The organism is Rhodoferax sp. PAMC 29310 (genome assembly GCF_017948265.1).
In the GTDB taxonomy this organism is placed as follows: domain Bacteria; phylum Pseudomonadota; class Gammaproteobacteria; order Burkholderiales; family Burkholderiaceae_C; genus Rhodoferax.
This window is the reverse complement of record NZ_CP072852.1, coordinates 526,426-546,092: the sequence shown is the minus strand read 5'-3', so window position 1 is coordinate 546,092 and position 19,667 is coordinate 526,426. Positions and strand designations below refer to the sequence as shown.

Below are 19,667 nucleotides of genomic sequence, written 5' to 3'. Positions count from 1 at the left end.
AAGTGAGCGTCACAAGCACTAGCAGCCACGAATCAAGTTCGCTTTTTCAGCCTATTGGAGTTCGCCGCCATTGAGCGACTATCGCGCCGTCCAACCTGTAGCAAGTGGCGGACTGCGTTTGGCCCGCATTCTTGCCGGCAGCAAAAATGAGGGCCAGAGCCACATGAGCCACACTCAGGCATCCGGCAGTTTGTAGTCCTGAAGTTGCTCACGCAGCTTGGTCTTTTGCATCTTGCCGGTGCCGCCCAAGGGAATAGCGTCCACAAAAACCACATCGTCGGGAATTTGAAATTTGGCGGTTTTTCCCTGGTAGAACGAAAGCAACTCCTCTCGGGTCACAGTGGCACCCGGTTTTTTGACCACTGCAATGATCGGGCGCTCATCCCATTTGGGGTGCTTCATACCGATGCAGGCAGCCATGGCGACGGCCGGGTGCGCCATGGCGATGTTTTCCACATCAATGGAGCTAATCCACTCCCCGCCGGACTTGATGACGTCCTTGCTGCGATCAGTGATTTGCATATAGCCATCGGGGTCTATGGTGGCCACGTCGCCAGTCGGAAACCAGCCATCCACCAGCGGCGAGGCGCCCTCGCCTTTGAAGTAGTCACTGATGATCCAGGGTCCTTTGACGAGCAAGTCGCCATAAGCTTTGCCGTCCCAAGGCAGCTCGTTGCCATCACCGTCCACAATTTTCATGTCGACGCCATAGATGCCCCGACCTTGCTTCAGGCGAACGGTCATCTTCTCAAGACCGCTCATGGGCAGGTGTTTGTTTTTCAAAGTGCAAACGGTGCCCAGCGGCGACATTTCCGTCATGCCCCAGGCGTGCAGCACCTCCACCCCGTATACATCATTGAACGCGGTGATCATGGCCGGTGGGCAGGCAGAGCCACCGATGACGGTGCGCTTCAGGGTCGAGAAACGCAAGCCCTCACTTTGCATGTGACCCAACATCATTTGCCAGACGGTGGGCACGCCAGCGGCAAACGATACTTTTTCGCTTTCGATCAATTCAAAGATGGATTTACCGTCCATGGCCGGGCCGGGAAACACCAGTTTGGCGCCGGTCATGGCAGCGGAATAGGGCAGGCCCCAGGCGTTGACGTGGAACATGGGAACGACAGGTAACACGGAGTCCCGGGCGCTCATGCTCAGGGCATCAGGCAGGGCGCCAGCCAGCGCGTGCAACATGGTGGAGCGATGGCTGTACAACGCCGCTTTGGGATTGCCTGTCGTGCCGCTGGTGTAGCACATGCTGCTGGCTGAATTTTCGTCAAACGTAGGCCAGGCGTAATCCGCCGATTGCGCGCCGATCCAAGCCTCGTAGCTGATCAGCCCGGGAATACCTGTGTCTGCGGGCAGTTGGTCAGCCTCACACATGAGCACGTAGTGCTTGATGGTTGGGCACTGGCTGTGAATGGCTTTGACGATAGGCAAGAAGGTCGCGTCAAAACACAGCACGGTGTCCTCGGCGTGATTGGCAATCCAGCTGATCTGGTCGGGGTGCAAACGGGGATTCAGGGTGTGCAAGACACGGCCAGAGCCACTGACCCCAAAGTACAACTCCAGGTGCCGATAGCCATTCCAGGCGAGTGTCGCCACACGGTCGCTGAAATCCAGTTTCAAGCCGTCCAGAGCATTGGCCACCCGCCGTGACCGGGCAGCCACGTCCTTGTAGGTACAGCGGTGAATATCGCCTTCCACGCGGCGCGAGACGATTTCACCTTCGCCGTGGTGGCGCTCCGCAAAATCAATCAGGGATGAAATGAGCAACTGTTGGCTTTGCATCAAACCGAGCATGGGATATCTCCTATTTTTTGGTGGCTATTCGTGGTCATACTACTTGCCTGGAGGGCGGACGCCAAGGCAGAAGTCACCTACACGACACCTTTTACACCCCTTAAGGGTATTTACCGCTTGCTCTGCGGCGAGAACCACGGCTTGTATGACAATCCATCTTGTGTGGCGAAAGTGTCACTTGAATACCAAGACCAACTGCCCCATATGTTGCCCATATTGACTTCGTCTGCGCATTTGACAGCCAACGCCCTTCGCGCTCTTCCAATCCGAGAGGACTCCATGACCCAAATTCAAAAAACTGACGCGCAATGGCAAGCTTTGCTGGCCGAAAAAGGCGCCGAGCCCAGCGCCTATCAGGTCACCCGCCACGCCGCCACCGAGCGGCCATTCACCGGCAAGTACGAAGCTCATTGGGCTGACGGCAGTTACCACTGCATGTGCTGCGGCGCCCAACTTTTCGATTCAGACACCAAGTTTGACGCCCACTGTGGCTGGCCCAGCTTCAGTTTGGCCATTCCAGGGGCCATCAAGGAAATCACCGACAGCAGTCTGGGCATGCGCCGGGTGGAAACCGTGTGTGCGCAGTGCAACGCCCACCTTGGTCATGTTTTTGAGGATGGGCCAGAGCCTACCGGCTTGCGATACTGCATGAACTCGGCCTCGTTAAACTTCACCCCGACATGAAAATACTGATCGACTTCTTCCCCATCCTGCTATTTTTCGGCACCTTCAAGGCCTACGACATCTACGTCGGCACAGCGGTGCTAATGGCGGCCACCGTCGTCCAAATGGGCTTGATTTACAAAATTGATCACAAATTGCAGATGATGCACAAGATCACGCTGGCGCTGGTGCTGGTCTTTGGTGCACTCACTTTGGTACTGCAGGACGACCGGTTCATCAAATGGAAGCCCACTGTGCTTTACGCCGCCATGGCCATTGGTTTGGCGGTGGCTTTGTGGATCATGAAAAAGAATTTCCTCAAGCTCATGCTGGGCAGTCAATTGACGCTGCCTGACGGAGTCTGGATGCGCCTCAACCTCATATGGATTGTTTACTGCGTCTTTATGTCCGTCATCAATGGCTATGTGGCGGCCAACTTCAGCACAGAAGCCTGGGTCGACTTCAAGCTTTGGGGCTATGTATTTCCGCTGGCCTTTATTGTGGGCCAAGGTTTCTATATTTCCCGCTACCTGACGACCGACGAAACGAAAGCGGACCCTCAATGACGACCCCTGCCCCTACGGCCTCGCTGCTTGACCAGCGCCTGCGCGAGTTGCTGCAGCCCACTTCCCTCGAAGTGTTGGACGAGAGCTATCAACACCACGGCCATGTTGGCGCCAATGACACCGGTTTTGGCACACATTTTCGTGTGAAAATTGCCTCGCCGCTGTTCGCCGGAAAGACGCCTGTCGCCCGTCATCGCCTTGTGTATGATGCCCTGCAAGATTTCATTGACCAAGGCCTTCATGCCTTGGCCATCGAAGCCCGGTTGCCTCCTGTTTGAATCCCTTTTTGATTGTGTTTTTAGGAAATCCCTCATGCAAGTGAAATTATTGTCAACGGTTGCGGCCGCTGCCCTGCTGTGCACACTGTCGACTCAGGTGCTGGCCCAAAACGTGGCTATCGTGAATGGCAAAGCCATCCCGACCGCCCGCGTCGAGGCTTTGTCTCAACAAGTGACTCGCTCCGGACGCCAAGTGACGCCTGAAGTTCAGGCCCAAATCAAGGACGAAGTGATTGCCCGCGAAATCTTCATGCAAGAAGCGCAAAAACAAGGACTGGAAGCCTCTGCTGACTACAAATCTCAGATGGAACTGGCGCGCCAGACCATTCTGATTCGCGAATTGTTCATGACGTTCCAGAAGAACAACGCTGTCACCGATGCCGAAGTCAAGGCTGAGTACGACAAGTTCGCAGCCGCCAACGGTGGCAAGGAATACCGCGCCCGCCACATCCTGGTCGAGAAGGAAGATGCGGCCAAGGCCATCATTGCCCAACTCAAAAAGGGTGGCAAGTTTGAAGAAATCGCCAAAAAATCCAGCAAAGACCCAGGTTCTGGCGCCAACGGTGGCGACTTGGATTGGGCGCCAGCCAACAACTACGTGGCTGAATTTTCAGAAGCCTTGCTCAGCCTGAGCAAGGGCAAGACGACAGAAACCCCTGTCAAAACCCAGTTCGGTTACCACATCATCCGCTTGGACGATGTTCGCGACGCCCAACTGCCCAAGTTTGACGAGGTCAAGCCCCAGATTTCTGAGCAACTGACCCAGCAAAAACTGGTCAAGTTCCAGGAAGACCTGCGCGCCAAGGCCAAGATCGAATAGTCCGCTTTGCGGTGATCAAACAGAAAAGCGGCCTCGGCCGCTTTTCTGTTTTTGGGCTGTGTCCCAACCCATGCGAGACAGAAGTCGGGGTTCAACACAGGGAGAGACCCAGGTCCCACGACTCGTTGCGGTGACCTCTGCAAACAGGTGAATCGCCACTGACATGTGGCCTGAATAAATTCTGACTAGAGCGAGCTCCCTCAAACTTAAGTTGCCTTCCCTAGACCGACTCAACCATACTAAGTATTGCAACACGGCCATGCACTAAATTTGTTTTCATTTTTGGCCGAACCATTCACAGAACAGGGAGTCCTCTCATGAGCACAACAACCAAAGCCGCAGCCGTCAAAAAAACAGTTGCCAAGAAAGTCACTGCTGCCAAAAAAACTGCAAGCGTCAGCCCTCGCGCCAAAGCGACGGTCACTAAGGCGAAATCCGCCGCCAAGCCTGCCACCCTGAAGCAAGCGGTCAAAAAAGGCGAGCGCAAGGTCACCAGCGTGGTGCACATGACACGTGATGCCTCCTTCAAGCTGATCGACTCTCAACGCGCCATCTGGTTGGCCGGTTTGGGCGCTCTGGCCAAGGTCACTACTTCCACTGGCACCAAAGGAGAGAAAGCCTTTGAAGCGCTGGTCAAAGCCGGCGAGAAAATTGAGTCACAGGCGCGTGGCGCCATCGACAGTAACGCCAACTTGCTCAAGTCGCGCATTGGCAACGCCACCAAGGCGGTGGACAGCGGCATTGATACCGTGAGCGAAGTGTTTGACGCCCGCGTCAAGCAGGCTCTGTCTCGCTTGGGTTACCCCAAGAAGTAAGGCAAAGCTGCTATTTTGCCGGGCGACGAATGAGCTGCCAGGCAAAAAAAGCACCCAACGCGGCGTTGCCCAAGGCAAACGCCGCAATCAGCAAACTCACCGTCAAGGTCAGTTCTGGTTTTTGGGCCAGCCAGGCCAGCACCATGGACAGTGCGTTGAGCACCACCATGAACCAGAAAGCGGGTTGGCGCGGCTGAATCAGGCGCCCAATCAATTCACTCACCTTAGCCCACCCAGCGACGGGCGTTCATCCAGAGTTGCATCCACGGGCTCATGGCAGACAAGTCGCCATTCGTCCAACTCATCTGAATATTGCGAAACACTCGCTCAGGGTGCGGCATCATGGCCGTGAAGCGGCCATCCAACGTAGTTACCGCCGTCAAACCGCCCGGGCTGCCGTTCGGATTGAACGGGTAAGCCTCGGTGGCTGCGCCATGGTTGTCGGTGAAACGCATGGCCGCAATGGCTTTGTCTGCGTCGCCCCGGTACTTGAAGTTGGCATAACCTTCACCGTGCGCCACGGCAATCGGCAAGCGGTTGCCGGCCATGCCGGCAAAGAACAGTGAGGGCGACTCCAGCACCTCGACCATGCTCAAGCGGGCTTCAAAGCGCTCGCTCTGGTTGGTGGTGAAACGTGGCCAGTCCTGCGCGCCGGGAATGATGTCGGCAAGCTCTGCAAACATCTGGCAACCATTGCACACGCCCAAACCAAAGGTGTCGGTGCGGGCAAAGAAGGCCTTGAATTGATCGGCGAGCGCCGGGTTGAAGGTGATGGAGCGTGCCCAACCAATGCCAGCGCCCAGAGTGTCGCCGTAAGAGAACCCGCCGCAAGCCACGACACCTTTGAAGTCAGCCAACTTCGCGCGGCCGCTTTGCAAGTCGGTCATGTGCACGTCATACGCTTCAAAACCGGCTTCGTTGAAGGCGTAGGCCATCTCCACATGCGAGTTGACGCCCTGCTCACGCAGCACCGCCACTTTGGGGCGTGACAGCATCAGCGCCGGACTTGCTATGGATTCAGTAACGGCTTGCGCTTGACCCACCTGCACAGAAGCCTGATTTGGCACCCAATGCACATGCATACCTGGATCAGACGGCACGCCGGCTGCGGCGTGCTCGGCATCGGCGCAAGCCGGGTTGTCGCGCAACTGGCAAATCTTCCAGCTGGTGGCATCCCACACCTGGTGCAGGTCGGCCAGCTTGGCACTGAAAACTGCCTTGGCATCGCGCCAGACTTGCACCTCGCCCACACCCACGTTCAGGGATTCGTGCGGCAAACGGGTCTTTCCGATGACGTGGCTGTATTTGCTCAAACCGTGGTCACGCAGGGTTTGCATCACGCCATCACGCTCGGTTGTGCGCACCTGCAAGACCACGCCCAGCTCCTCATTGAACAAGGCTTTGAGCGTCAACTCGGCCCGGCGACCACTCACCTGCCCAGCCCAGTTTTTGCTGTCGCCCACATCGGCGCGGCTGTCGGTGATGCCGTCGCCTTCGGTGACAAGCAAATCCACATTCAGGGCCACGCCCACATGACCGGCAAAGGCCATTTCGCACACGCTGGCAAACAGGCCGCCGTCACTGCGGTCGTGATAGGCCAGAATTTTTCCCTCGGTGCGCAAGGTATTCACCGCGTTGACCAGGTTCACCAGGTCTTGCGGGTGGTCCAGGTCAGGCACCTCGTCGCCCATCTGGCCCAGGGTTTGCGCCAACATACTGCCGCCCATACGGTTCTGTCCACGGCCCAAGTCGACCAGCAGCAGCGTGGTGTCCTCAGAAGCGTTCAGTTGCGGGGTCAGCGTGCCGCGCACGTCGGCCAGGGTGGCAAACGCGGTCACAATCAGGGACACCGGTGAAGTGACCTTCTTGGCGCTCGACTCATCTTTCCACTGCGTGCGCATTGAAAGCGAATCTTTGCCGACGGGAATCGAAATACCCAAGGCGGGACACAACTCCAGACCCACGGCCTTGACGGTGGCGTACAGCGCGGCGTCTTCACCCGGCTCGCCACAAGCGGCCATCCAGTTGGCGGAGAGCTTGACGCGCGACAACTCAAACGGTGCGGCCAGGAGGTTGGTTATAGCTTCGGCCACGGCCATGCGGCCCGAGGCGGGGGCGTTGACAGTGGCCAGTGGTGTACGCTCGCCCATGCTCATGGCTTCGCCCGCAAACCCTTTGTAGTCGGCCAGCGTCACGGCGCAATCGGCAACCGGAACTTGCCAGGGGCCGACCATCTGGTCGCGGTGGCTAAAACCTCCCACGGTGCGGTCGCCAATGGTGATCAGGAAGCGCTTGGACGCCACGGTGGGGCTGGCCAGCACGTCGATACAGGCCTTTTGCAGATCCACACCCGTTAAGTCGACGGGGGTGAAGGTGCGCACCACGGTTTTAACGTCGCGGTGCATCTTGGGCGGTTTGCCCAGCAACACGTTCATGGGCATGTCCACGGGAGACTCTTGGCCCGCATCGACCAGCTCCAGTTGGCGCTGCTCTGTGGCCACGCCAATCACGGCAAACGGGCACCGCTCTCGCTCACATAGCGCCTTGAATTGGTCCAGCGACTCGGGCGCAATGGCCAGCACATAGCGCTCCTGGCTCTCGTTGCACCAGATTTCCTTGGGCGCCATGCCGGACTCTTCAAGCTTAATGGCGCGTAAATCAAAACGGGCGCCTCGGCCAGCATCATTGGTCAGCTCAGGGAAGGCATTGCTCAAGCCCCCGGCGCCAACGTCGTGAATCGCCAGAATGGGGTTGGCCTCGCCTTGCACCCAGCACTGGTTGATGACTTCTTGCGCCCGGCGTTCGATCTCCGGGTTGCCGCGCTGCACGGAGTCAAAGTCGAGTTCAGCCGCGTTGGTGCCAGTCGCCATGGAACTGGCGGCGCTGCCGCCCATGCCAATGCGCATGCCGGGGCCACCCAGCTGAATGAGCAGGCTGCCGGCGGGGAATTCAATTTTGTGCGTCTGGCCGGCGTCAATCACGCCCAAGCCGCCCGCGATCATGATGGGCTTGTGGTAGCCGCGCTGCTCGTCCAGAGCAGTCTCGCCCACCTTGTAGCTCAAGCCTTGCTCGTACTCGCGGAAGTAGCCCAGCAAGTTGGGGCGACCAAATTCGTTGTTGAACGCAGCGCCCCCCAAGGGGCCTTCGACCATGATTTGCAAGGGGCTGGCAATGTGCTCGGGCTTGCCGTAGGCGGCAGCGGCCTCGTCAAAATGCAGGGTGGACACGGTGAAGCCGGTCAGACCCGCTTTGGGTTTGGACCCGCGCCCGGTGGCGCCCTCGTCGCGAATCTCACCACCGGCACCAGTCGACGCGCCGGGGAACGGCGAAATGGCCGTAGGGTGGTTGTGTGTTTCCACCTTCATCAGAATGTGGTTGGTCTCGCTATGACTTTCATAGCTTGGTGCGCTGATAGAACCTGCGCCAGAGGCCGATTTGGCTACAAACCGCTCTACCACCACGCCTTCCATGACAGAGGCGTTGTCCGAGTAGGCCACCAGCATGTGTTGCGGGTTGGTCTGGTGGGTGTGGCGGATCATGCCAAACATGCTGTGGTCTTGCGCCACGCCGTCAATGGTGAACTGGGCGTTGAAAATCTTGTGGCGGCAATGCTCGCTGTTGGCCTGCGCAAACATCATCAACTCCACGTCGGTGGGGTTGCGCTTAAGTTGGGTGAAGGCCTGAACCAAATAATCAATCTCATCCGCGGCCAACGCCAGGCCAAACTGAATGTTGGCAGCCTCCAGCGCGCCCTTGCCACCGCCCAGCACATCAACATGCGCCATGGGAGCGGGCTGCAACTCGGTGAACAGGCCGTAGGTGGTGGTCACGTCATACATGACGCTTTCAGTCATGCGGTCATGCAACAAAGCACCAAGCTGCGCCAATTGCGCTGGTGACAAACTGGGTTGGCTGAGCAACCCTTTTTTGAGCGTGATTCGGTATTCCACACAACGCTCAACCCGGCGCACGGCCAAGCCGCAGTTGTGGGCAATATCGGTGGCCTTGGACGCCCAGGGTGACACGGTGCCGAATCGTGGTGACACCACAATCAGGGCGCCTTCGGTGGGGCCAGCATAGGGGTCGCCATAGGTCAACAAGGCGGCCAATTGCGCTTGCAACGCCGCGTCAGGCACCACATCGGAGGTGACCAGGTGCAAAAACCGGGCTGCCACGCCAGTGATTTTGTCGTGAACGCCTTGCAGCGTGGGCAAAAGCTGTTGAATGCGAAAGCTGCTGAGAGCGCTGCCGCCCTCGAATTGGGTGATATGCAGGGTCACGTTGGGGGCCTGATTGGGTCGCTGACTGGTTGAAATTGACTCACAGCGCAGGCGCTGACTGGGCCTGTCCGTGGAGATCGGTGATTTTACCAGCGCCCTGCGAGGCGATGGAACGCGGCCTGCTTTGGCCACGTCTCTCACCGGCCTAGCCCCCGAAACCAATGGGCGAACCGGGCCGTGATGCCCGGTTGAAACAGCTTACTTAAGCCATTTGTCAGTTGTCTTGGCGTAAGCGCCGCTGGCTTTTTCCAGGTGCAACCAAGTGTCAAACCAGTTCTTCATGCTGCCATCGCCGCGCGGCAACATGTAGCCCATCTCACCGTACTGCAGGGGTTGCTCAGGATTCACGGCGCACAGACCGGGGCGAAGTTTTTGTTGCACCATGGTTTCAACCGACTCCGAGATCATGACGTCGGCGTTGCCTTTGAGGATTTCGTCAAAAATGGTCACGTTGTCGTTAAAAACAATCACTTTGGCCAGTGGCAAATTGGCGCGCACAAAGCGCTCGTTGCTGCCGCCGGGGTTGGTAATAACGGTGACGGTGGGCTTGTTGAGGTCAGCCACCGTCTGGAACTTGCCCACGTTTTCACATTTGGTGATGGGCGCTTTGCCGTTGACCATGTAGGCATCGGTGAAGTTGACCTTCTTGGCGCGCTCGGTACTGACCGAGATGCCGCCCACGGCCACATCACATTTTTCGAGGTAATCGTTCATGAGGGTGGGCCAAGTGCTTTTCACCATGACCACTTCGACGCCCAGCGATTTGGCGGCGGACTGAATCAAATCAATGTCGATGCCTTCGAAGCTGCCATCGGGCTTGGCGTAGCTAAAAGGCTTGTAGTCGCCTGGCGAGCAGACGCGCAACTTGCCGGCTTTCATGACGTCATCCAGACGTGAAGATTCAGCTTGGGCGCTTGCGGCCAGCAGGCCCAATGCAATCGCGGCGAAAAGGTGTCGGGTAGTGGGCATGGGGAATCCTAAAAATATGGCAAAGGTGAAATCTGAAAACACTGAAACTGAAGCCTCAGTATGTCGTTTTTATGCCCTCCTGCACAGGCCTCCCTCGCACCCGCCGACTTTTCAACTACATCGAGGCTGCCACCTTGCTCGACCAGTACTCCCCTCGGCTTGCCGCCCTGCCCAATTACGCCACACAGGGGAGCTTGGCGGGCGTCCCCATTTCAGCCATTTTCACCTGATTTCGCCCTCCTCGTTTGGCGCAATAGACCGCCGCATCTGCATCACCCACCAACGCATCTACGCCGTCACAAAAGCCATCACCCATCACGGCCACGCCCACACTGATCGTGACCCGCCCTGCCACCGACGTTGGGTGCGACAGATTCTAGGACTCGATACTCAATCGGAGTTGCTGTGCGATTCGCAATGCGCTGGCCGCGTCTGTGTTGGCGAACATCAGGGAGAACTCCTCGCCGCCATAGCGGGCTGCCATGTCAGTGGCCCGATTGGTAAAGGACTGCAGACAAGCGGCAATTTGCTTCAAGCAAACATCGCCGGCCGGATGGCCAAAGCTGTCGTTGTATTTCTTGAAGTCGTCTACATCCACCATGATGAAGGCCAGTGGCTGGCCATCTCTTGTGCATCGGGCCACTTCCCGCTTCAGGGCCTGATCCAGATAACGGCGGTTGTAGAGGCCAGTCAGCCCGTCCAGATGCGCTTGCTCCTCCAGCTTCTGCTGCAACGCCCGAATTTCGCCGAGCTTGTCCTGCAGGGCCTGATTAGTGGCCAGCACCTCAACCTCTCGCAACTGAATATCTTCACGCGCCTTGCGAAGTGCAAGGTTTCGGCGAAAACTGAATTGACTGACTGACAACAGATAGCCCCCGATACCCACCATGCTGAGTACGGTGGCGGCACCGCTGGTCGGCAAGGACACATGTAACCCGCCCACGCCCGCCATGGCGATCGCGCCCACGACGATACCCGGCAACGTCGTGAGCAGACAACGCCAGCCACGATTACTAACACTGCTAATCACCACACCTAACACTGCGGAGAACGCCAGCCACAATGAAAAATGGACTGCCGCCACAAAAACACCAACAACCACCGAGTCCATTTGAATACTGAGGTACTCGCTCTTCATGGCGTCTGCACCATACCGGGCTCTCAGATACCGCACCTGCGGGTAGGCAAACAACAACGTCCCCACTACCGCCCACTGCGTGAGATCCTGCCCGGAGGGTGCCATGTGCAAAGTACCCGCCAAAAACAAACTAAGAAAGGCAGCCACGCGCATCCGGTAGTTTGTGCGTACCAGCCAGGGCAATCGGACAGAAGGGTTCGCCATGAGCTCTTTCAAAGGGTTCAGGGAAATGGCCGTTGAGGCGTCAAAACAGCTCAAAACGGTTTTGCCTGACCTTGCTTGACAAAGGGGGCGATCGTGAAACAAATCGACACATTTGAAAACCACACTAAAAACGGAGGCAACACGCCTCTTGACCCAAGTCAAATCACAAGAAGCAACCCGAGCGACGCGTGACTTTTGGCCCAATGGGATAATTACCCAATGACTATCACTTACAAAGACGCCGAAGGTATTGCGGGCATGCGTGTGGCAGGCCGCTTGGCCTCAGAGCTGCTGGACTACCTGACCCCCTTCGTCAAACCCGGCATCACGACCAATGAGCTGGACAAACTCGCCGATGACTACACCGTTAACGTGCAGGGCGGCATCTCGGCGCCACTGAACTACGCGCCGTCAGGTCACAATCCCTACCCCAAGTCTATTTGCACCTCCATCAACAACCAGGTTTGCCACGGTATTCCCAACGACAAACCTCTCAAAAAAGGCGACATCGTGAACGTGGATGTCACCGTCATCAAAGACGGTTGGCATGGCGACTCCAGCCGCATGTTCCTGGTGGGTGAAGCGTCTGTCGCAGCCAAACGACTTTGCGCATTGACGTACGAAGCCATGTGGCACGGCATCGTCAAGGTCAAAGCGGGAGCGTACTTGGGCGACATTGGTCACGCTATTCAAACTTTCGCCGAAGGCCAAGGATTGAGCGTGGTGCGCGAGTTCTGCGGACACGGCATCGGACGCAAATTCCACGAAGATCCCCAGATCCTTCACTACGGAAAACCCGGCACCTTGGACCAGCTCAAGGCGGGCATGACAATCACGATCGAACCGATGCTGAACATCGGTCGCAAAGAAATCAAGGAAATGGGCGACGGCTGGACCATCGTCACCAAAGACCGCTCCTTGTCCGCCCAATGGGAGCACATGGTGCTGGTCACCGAGACCGGCTACGAAGTGCTCACTCTGTCTGCCGGCAGCCCGCAGATTCCCGCTTTTGTGCCCCTGGCAACGCCTGCCACGACTTGACTCACTCCTAACTCGCCGCGAGCCCTGCGCATGACAGATCCCATCGAATTGCGGGCCCGCTACCGCGCCGACAAGGCCAAGGTGATGATCGCCCTGGCCTCCCCCGACACATCAACCCGTGGCGTCAATACGGCGTTGCGCCAGCTGTCGTCACTCGCAGACGCCACACTAAAAACACTGTGGCGCCAGGCCGGTCTGGCAAGTCCAATGGCACTGGCGGCCGTGGGTGGTTTTGGCCGCAGTGAGCTCTTCCCCAATTCAGATGTAGACGTGTTGGTTTTGCTTCCCGACAACAAAGCGCCTGAAGACGACGAGTCGCTCAAGGAAAAAATTGAGACTTTCATCGGCAGCTGCTGGGATGCAGGATTGGAGATTGGATCCAGCGTGCGGTCTGTGACCGAGTGTCTGGCCGAAGCAGCCAATGATGTGACCGTTCAGACCTCCTTGTTGGAGGCACGCCTGATCACGGGCAATGCTGACCTCTACGCCGACTTTCAAAACCGGTTTTACACCGTGCTGGACCCCAAGGCCTTTTTTGTGGCGAAAACGCTGGAAATGAGCCAGCGCCACCACAAATTCGAAGACACCCCTTATGCACTTGAGCCCAACTGCAAGGAGTCCCCGGGTGGCCTGCGCGACCTGCAGGTGATTCTTTGGACTGCCAAGGCCGCCGGTTTTGGTGGCAACTGGGACGCGCTGGCCAAGAACGGCTTGGCCACTCCGTTTGAGGTCAGCCAGCTCAAACGCAACGAGGCCCTGCTGCATTTGGTCCGCGCCCGCCTGCACATCATTTCCAACCGCCGCGAAGACCGGCTGGTGTTTGACCTGCAAACTGCGGTGGCCGAGTCTTTTGGCTACAGTTCAGTCGCACCAGATGGCTCCCGTCTACCCGTTCGGGCCAGCGAAGCGCTGATGCGACGCTACTACTGGTCGGCCAAGGCCGTCACCCAGTTGAACCAGATTTTGCTGCTCAACATTAACGAGCGGCTGAATCCGAGCGAGCGTGAGCCCCAGCGGATCAATGACCGCTTCAATGAAAAAGGCGGAATGATCGACGTCGTCAGTGACGACCTGTACCAGCGTGAGCCGCACGCCATTCTGGAAACATTTTTGGTTTACCAGACCACGGTGGGGGTCAAAGGCCTGTCCACCAGGACCCTGCGCGCCCTGTTCAACGCGCGCGGCCTGATGGACAGCAAGTTTCGCAGCGACCCCGTGAACCGCGCCACTTTCCGCTCCATTCTGATGCAGCCAGACGGCATAACCCATGCCATGCGGTTGATGAACCAAACCTCGGTTCTCGGACGTTATTTGTGGGTATTTCGCAAGATCGTGGGGCAAATGCAGCACGATTTATTCCACGTCTACACGGTGGACCAGCACATCCTGATGGTGCTGCGCAATATCCGGCGTTTTTTTATTGCTGAGCACTCGCACGAGTACCCGTTCTGCGCACAACTGGCCTCTGGCTTGGATCGACCTTGGGTGCTCTATATTGCGGCCCTGTTTCACGACATTGCCAAAGGCCGGGGAGGCGACCACTCAGAGCTCGGCGCGGTGGAGGTGCGACGCTTCTGCAAACAGCACGACATAGAGAAGGAAGATGCCACACTGGTCGAGTTTTTGGTGACCGAGCACCTCACCATGAGCCGTGTGGCCCAAAAATCGGACCTCAGCGACCCGGACGTGATCGAGGCCTTTGCAAAGCGCATGGGCAACGAGCGTCATTTGACGACCCTGTACCTGCTGACTGTGGCTGACATTCGCGGTACATCGCCAAAAGTCTGGAACGCCTGGAAAGGCAAGCTGCTGGAGGACTTGTACCGGCTTACCCTGCGCGCACTGGGTGGGCAAGCCCCGAGCCGCGAGGCCGAGGTTGGCGCGCGCAAGCGTGAGGCCCTGATTCAACTGGCCTTGCATGCGCTGCCGTTTGAGGCACACAAGGCCTTGTGGTCCACCCTGGATGTGGGTTACTTTATGCGCCACGACGCGGGAGATATTGCCTGGCACACGCGCCAAATATCCCGTTTTTTTGGCCGAGGAATGACCATTGTTCGCGCCCGCCGCTCACCTTTGGGAGAAGGCTTGCAGGTCCTGGTTTACACACCGGATTGCAGCGACTTGTTTGCGCGCATCTGCGGCTACTTTGACCGGAGCAACCTCAGCATTTTGGACGCCCGGGTGCACACGGCCAACAACGGCTATGCGCTGGACACCTTTCAAGTCATCTCGTCCGGCCTGTCCACCCATTACCGGGAGTTGACCGGCATGGTGGAAAGCGAGTTGAGCCGGGCCGTGGCGGACACCGGGCCACTGGGTCCACCCAGTCGCGGTCGCGTGTCCCGCCGGGTGAAGAGTTTCCCAATCGCGCCCCGCATCACCCTTCGTCCGGACGAAAAAGCACAACGCTGGCTGCTCAACATTGCCAGCAGCGACCGCGTGGGCCTTCTATACGGCATTGCCCGCGTGCTGGCAAAGTACAAGATCAATCTGCAACTGGCGAAAATCGCGACTCTGGGCGAACGCGTGGACGACACCTTTCTGATTCAAGGTGACGCATTGAGCCACAACCGCACGCAAATTGCGCTTGAAACCGAGTTGCTTGAGGCGCTCAAATAACCTGGTAACCCCTGTTATTTCATTTCAACGACAAGGGTTTTTTTCTTGACATGGCCCGCCCCCCGGGGGCTATGATTCAAGCAGGCTTATTGGCCTGTTACCGGAAAGGACAACACCATGTATAAAAAGATTCTGATTGCCAACGACGACTCGGATGTGGCTGACAAGGCCATCGAGGCCGGTGTGGCTCTGGGCAAGTTATGCGGCGCTGAAATGATCATGTTGCATGTGGGTATCCCCATGGTGCAAGCGACTGTTTTTCTCGCAGAGGCCTATGTCGGCCCGTCTGAAGAAGACTGCGCCCGTGAACTCAAAGCCAGCAACGACGCCGCTGACGCCAAAGCTGCCGCAATTGCGGCCCGCGAAGGAGTGGCCATGCAAGTCATCCACGTCGCAGCGGCTGAACCCTGGCGCGTGATCATTGAAAAAGCTGCGGAGCTCAATTGCGACGCTGTCGTCATGGCGTCCCATGGGCGCGGTCCACTCAAAGCATTGCTTCTGGGCAGCGACACCATCGACGTGTTGTCGCACTGCAAAATCCCGGTCTTGGTGGTGCGGTAACAGTTCGCTGCAATTATGAGGTTTGACCAGCTAAACCGAATGAACAATTGACTCGGTTGAATCACTGGTCTGGCCTCCCCCTTATGGCTTGCCACGCCCAAAACATCAGGCAGTCATTCACACCACGACGCCTGCCTACTTCCGGGCAGATTTTGCAACGTCCTTGGTGATCCATATCTCCGTGACTTGTTCCTGATTTGCGAAATTGAACTTCGACGTATTGAACCGAACTTGCATCCCAACCTGCAGCTCAGGGGGTTTTCGATTCGCACTCCGCACAAGGGCATGAGTAGTCACCGTTGTTGCAGACAAAGGATAGCGGACACCATCTATGACGATCACCTTGTTGATTGAATCAATTGCGCTGATCGTGCCACCCCGCTCCACAACACTAGCTGTGTCCGAGGGTTGTGAAATAGAAACAGGGGAACCAGCCACTTGCACAGCAAGACTGGCAACCGAAAGCAAAGACAGCACGACACCAAAAGTAATGCCTCTAATTCTTAACATCATGATGAATCTCCTGATTGGGTACCCAAATTCGCGCTGTTAGTTGAAAAGCTCTCGCCACGAAATCCGCTTGGCTCCGACCCCAGGTGCCGTGATGGGAATGTCTTCCTTCAAAGTGCGTGCATCTGAGGTTCGCACTAGCGAAACGACCTTTCCGCTGGGGAGTTGAATCAGCACAGGGCGGCTGGCCAAGGCATTGCCTAAATAGGTACCAGACCAGGAAACTGAACTGTTGGCGACCAGGCCACCGGTGGTCAAGTCCAGAAAATACTCCCAACTGCTTCCCCCTGGCTGGCAGATCGTCGAGCTTGGTATGTTGGTCGTAAAGATCAACGCACCCAGCGCAATGGCCGGGTCGGTGTTAGACCGCTCCCCCGTCGTGGGTAAGTCAAGGTACCAGCCTTTTTTGGTGGTGTAGTTCACGGCATTGTTGGAGCTTGTTCTCTTCGTACCAACCGTGGTCATGGTCTGTTGCTGTAGGTTGGACCGCAATGGGGTCGGCAGGGCGACGAGCGAATCCCTGAGTCCATACATGGTTTGAACTTGGCTAGACCACGCATTGGCGCCTGTTGAGCCCGGGATGTCGGACGTGCCGAGGTACAAGCCAGTTCCAACATAGACCATGCGCGCGCCTACCCCATTAATGGTTGGCAACGCCAATTCGGGCGCCGTGGTCACAGGCTGAGCGACACCCGAAGCGTCCTTCAGGTCGGTGAACTTCGCCACGGACCAAGAGCTGACACTGTTGCCAGTGAAGTCGAAGCGCCAAACGCCACCTTGCAAGTCGCCTCCGTAAACGTATTCAGCGGTATTGTCCAGACCACTGGTCACATACGCACTGATTTGGGCCAAACCACAAGGAGTCGATGTTGGTGCCGTGGAGCACGCTGGCGTCGAGATGTCTTTGATCAAATCACCAGTTTTCGGGTTCAGGACATACAGGTGACCCAAACCGTCACCACCGCTGTCGCCCGTATTCGTGCCATTGTTGTAACCTGAAGTGACCAAAACGACCCATCCTTTTGCCGCGGTTTTGACGATGATGGGTTTGCCATAAGAGTAGCCCATGTTCAACTTGGCCGTGTTTCGCGTGCTTAAACTGACGATACTATTGGGAAACTCCCACAAAACCTTGCTTGCAACTGCTGCTTCGGTGGCCGCCGCGCTGCTCGTGATGTCGAGTGCGTAGTAGCCCCGTCCACCTTTGCCCAAGCCACCGACAATGATGGTTCTCCAGTCAGTACCACTGCCGGTGGCACCGTCAATGTTTTTGAAGTCCACATCGCCGCTCACGGGTGTTCCATCAACATAAAACTGATGAGAAAAGCCAACTTTGCGGCTTAGATTATTCAAATTACCCATCACCGTATTGGGAATAAATGCCCACGACTCAGCCCCTGTGGATGCATTAAATGCATGCAACATGCCGTCATTGGCCCCCTGAAAGAGGATTCGGACGCGACTTACGTTGGTGGATTTGAACGTGCTGTACCCAGTGTCCGCGTAATCAAACCAAGGCGCCCGAACCAGGAGTGGCTCCCCGTTGATCATGTCGCCCAGCAAACGCGCACGAGACCGGTAGGTGCCGGCCGTTTCGCCAGATCTATCTCCGCGGAGATAAGCCAATACCGCAGCGCCATCGGTGCTACTCGGTGAATTAAGCAGTGTTTGCTGCGCTGTACTGAGCTTGGTCGCAATGGTGGTCGTGATCGTGGCGGTTGACGGTTGAAACTGAAGTCCCCCAATTGCACCAGCGGTGTCTGGAGATGTCACAATAAATCGGGAGGCGGCCGTTCTTGTATCAAGCTGGGTGGCTGCAGTGCCTGCGTTCCAAAGCGACGTGGTGGTCGTGAGACCTGTCGTGACATCGATGGCTTTGGAGTCGATGTCGCCAGCCCATGTACCGGAGTTGTAGCTTGACGCGTAGGAGGCGTTGTCCGAAGACGTGACGTGGGCATTGGACACGGCAACCGCCGCACCCGAACCCACTTTGGAGGTGATGTCATCGGAGATCGCAGTGATTGCGTTTTGGAAGGCGGTGGCATCGCTGGCAGCCAGTGCCTTATTCGTGCCTCCGTTGTAGGCCATGCTGTTCATCACCGACAACGACGTCGCATTGGCCACCGTATCGCCCAGGGCCACCACATACGTTTGCACATCAAAAGCGCCGGTCACCGAGCCAGTCCCATCCGCGCTGGTTGACGCCACCCCGCTAACGCTTGATGTGCGCAAGGTATTGACTGCACTAATGGCGTGATTGGCGGCCACCCCAAAAGTGCCACTGGTGCATGAATTGGTGGTCGTGTCCCAAACACAGGAGTTGGTTCTGTCTGCACTCGAATACAGATTGCCAGAGGTATCTCCTGTCGGCAAACCGTCTGTCACCAGCATCACGAAGTTCTTTTGACAGGAATACTGAATAGGCGTTGAATTGCCCGACAAAGAACTGGTGAAATAGGTCTTGGCGGACTGAAGTGTGCCTCTGAGCGGCGTAAACACCGCGCCGTTTTTGATTTCTGATGTAGACCCATTAGTCTCATTGCCCAATTTGGAAATAAGAGTGTTGTAGTGGGTGGTGCCGTCCACGGCAACAGGCTCGTCCAACACGCCTGACCCGGTTATGTTTTGGTTGTAACCCCAGCCTCTTGGAATGTAGATTTGCCTGGTCATCGGCGGATTTTGCGAGAGGTAACCAGCGTCAGTCGGCGTAAAGCTCCAAGTGCCAAGCCCTCCCGAGAAATCACTTGAATTCCAGCCTCCCCCGACATTGTGGGTTCTGTAGACGTTGTAGCTGGTTCCAGTACCGGCCGTCAGGCCCCACAGTCCCGTCGTATAGACACCAGTGGTGTACAAAACGTCTTGGATGTCGGCGTCATCACCTGTTTTATCAAACGTCACGTAATTGCCACCGGTAAACGGTTGCGGATTCGCGATACAGCGACGATTGCCATTTGTCGCTGAAACGCCGACGGTCGGAGGAACCCCTGCCACATACCCTGCGCAGTCGTCGGTGAACACCATCCCGGAGTTGGAGCCTAAGTAATAGGCGTAGGTGTTGTAAAGGCTAGGTGTTCCAGTCATGCCGTAACTCATCAAGCCCCAGTTGAACGCACTGCGGTAAGAAGCAATGGCGTTACGCATAACTTGGCGACCGATATTGCCGCGGGTACTGGCGTCGGAGCCTGAGACCAACGTGCCGTTCATGTAGGCGTCCATGGACTGTGAGTTGTCATACACCACAAGTACATTGGGCGTCACCATGTTCGACGTGGCCATCGGAACATTGGCGATGTCTGTAGAAGCCGCTTGAGCGGCATTGAATGCGACGCCCAGCGCCATAACCAGACTGGCCCAACGAGTGGAGCTCTTGCAGACATTTTTGTGAAAAACAGTCATGATT

Annotated in this window: 16 protein-coding genes; 9 read left to right on the top strand and 7 right to left on the bottom strand. The window is 57.1% G+C overall.

What is annotated here, in order from left to right; translation table 11 throughout:
- Positions 1-174 precede the first annotated feature (174 nt).
- Positions 175-1,803, bottom strand: coding sequence for a 3-(methylthio)propionyl-CoA ligase (locus tag J8G15_RS02500; RefSeq protein WP_210545864.1), 1,629 nt, complete (start codon positions 1,801-1,803; stop codon positions 175-177).
- 279 nt (positions 1,804-2,082) lie between these two features.
- Here J8G15_RS02500 and msrB point away from each other — a divergent pair, with 279 nt between their 5' ends.
- From msrB to J8G15_RS02475, 5 genes are all read left to right on the top strand, one after another.
- Positions 2,083-2,487, top strand: coding sequence for a peptide-methionine (R)-S-oxide reductase MsrB (msrB, locus tag J8G15_RS02495; protein WP_210545862.1), 405 nt, complete (start codon positions 2,083-2,085; stop codon positions 2,485-2,487).
- The gene (locus tag J8G15_RS02490) at positions 2,484-3,032 is read left to right on the top strand and encodes a septation protein A (protein WP_210545860.1); all 549 of its coding nucleotides are present in this window, start codon (positions 2,484-2,486) and stop codon (positions 3,030-3,032) included. The genes msrB and J8G15_RS02490 overlap by 4 nt, the downstream gene beginning before the upstream one ends.
- Positions 3,029-3,310 carry a BolA family transcriptional regulator gene (locus J8G15_RS02485; RefSeq protein WP_210545858.1) on the top strand — a complete coding sequence of 94 codons (282 nt, stop codon included), beginning with the start codon at positions 3,029-3,031 and terminating at the stop codon, positions 3,308-3,310. Before J8G15_RS02490 ends, J8G15_RS02485 begins: the two co-directional genes overlap by 4 nt.
- A 34-nt stretch (positions 3,311-3,344) precedes the next feature.
- Complete coding sequence (locus J8G15_RS02480; protein ID WP_210545856.1) at positions 3,345-4,130, top strand: peptidylprolyl isomerase; 786 nt, start codon at positions 3,345-3,347, stop codon at positions 4,128-4,130.
- A 317-nt stretch (positions 4,131-4,447) separates the two neighbouring features.
- On the top strand, positions 4,448-4,945 hold the full coding sequence (locus J8G15_RS02475; protein WP_210545854.1) for a phasin family protein: 498 nt from the start codon (positions 4,448-4,450) through the stop codon (positions 4,943-4,945).
- 10 nt (positions 4,946-4,955) lie between these two features.
- Here J8G15_RS02475 and J8G15_RS02470 read toward each other — a convergent pair whose 3' ends face one another.
- The 3 genes from J8G15_RS02470 to J8G15_RS02460 all read right to left on the bottom strand — a co-directional run bounded on the left by J8G15_RS02470 (position 4,956) and on the right by J8G15_RS02460 (position 10,194).
- On the bottom strand, positions 4,956-5,168 hold the full coding sequence (locus J8G15_RS02470; RefSeq protein WP_210547697.1) for a hypothetical protein: 213 nt from the start codon (positions 5,166-5,168) through the stop codon (positions 4,956-4,958).
- A gap of 1 nt (position 5,169) precedes the next feature.
- A complete protein-coding gene (purL, locus tag J8G15_RS02465; RefSeq protein ID WP_210545852.1) occupies positions 5,170-9,225 on the bottom strand; it encodes a phosphoribosylformylglycinamidine synthase in 4,056 nt (1,351 codons plus the stop codon).
- A gap of 198 nt (positions 9,226-9,423) precedes the next feature.
- Positions 9,424-10,194 carry a transporter substrate-binding domain-containing protein gene (locus tag J8G15_RS02460; protein WP_210545850.1) on the bottom strand — a complete coding sequence of 257 codons (771 nt, stop codon included), beginning with the start codon at positions 10,192-10,194 and terminating at the stop codon, positions 9,424-9,426.
- 71 nt (positions 10,195-10,265) lie between these two features.
- Between J8G15_RS02460 and J8G15_RS02455 the strand changes: the two genes are divergently transcribed.
- Positions 10,266-10,424, top strand: coding sequence for a hypothetical protein (locus J8G15_RS02455; protein ID WP_210545848.1), 159 nt, complete (start codon positions 10,266-10,268; stop codon positions 10,422-10,424).
- A 146-nt stretch (positions 10,425-10,570) separates the two neighbouring features.
- Here the strand turns inward: J8G15_RS02455 and J8G15_RS02450 are convergent, their stop codons facing one another.
- Positions 10,571-11,536: a GGDEF domain-containing protein gene (locus J8G15_RS02450; RefSeq protein WP_210545846.1), complete on the bottom strand. Its 966-nt coding sequence runs from the start codon at positions 11,534-11,536 to the stop codon at positions 10,571-10,573.
- Between the two features lie 219 nt (positions 11,537-11,755).
- On the opposite strand from J8G15_RS02450, the gene map reads away from it, so the two are divergent.
- From map to J8G15_RS02435, 3 genes are all read left to right on the top strand, one after another.
- Positions 11,756-12,577 (top strand): type I methionyl aminopeptidase, encoded by an 822-nt coding sequence (map, locus tag J8G15_RS02445; RefSeq protein WP_210545844.1) that lies wholly within the window; start codon positions 11,756-11,758, stop codon positions 12,575-12,577.
- Between the two features lie 30 nt (positions 12,578-12,607).
- Positions 12,608-15,196 (top strand): [protein-PII] uridylyltransferase, encoded by a 2,589-nt coding sequence (locus J8G15_RS02440; protein WP_210545842.1) that lies wholly within the window; start codon positions 12,608-12,610, stop codon positions 15,194-15,196.
- Between the two features lie 117 nt (positions 15,197-15,313).
- A complete protein-coding gene (locus tag J8G15_RS02435; protein ID WP_210545839.1) occupies positions 15,314-15,757 on the top strand; it encodes a universal stress protein in 444 nt (147 codons plus the stop codon).
- Between the two features lie 135 nt (positions 15,758-15,892).
- On the opposite strand, the gene J8G15_RS02430 is transcribed toward J8G15_RS02435, so the two are convergent.
- The gene (locus tag J8G15_RS02430; protein ID WP_210545837.1) at positions 15,893-16,270 is read right to left on the bottom strand and encodes a hypothetical protein; all 378 of its coding nucleotides are present in this window, start codon (positions 16,268-16,270) and stop codon (positions 15,893-15,895) included.
- A 36-nt stretch (positions 16,271-16,306) separates the two neighbouring features.
- A complete protein-coding gene (locus J8G15_RS02425; RefSeq protein ID WP_210545835.1) occupies positions 16,307-19,663 on the bottom strand; it encodes a pilus assembly protein in 3,357 nt (1,118 codons plus the stop codon).
- Positions 19,664-19,667: the final 4 nt, after the last annotated feature.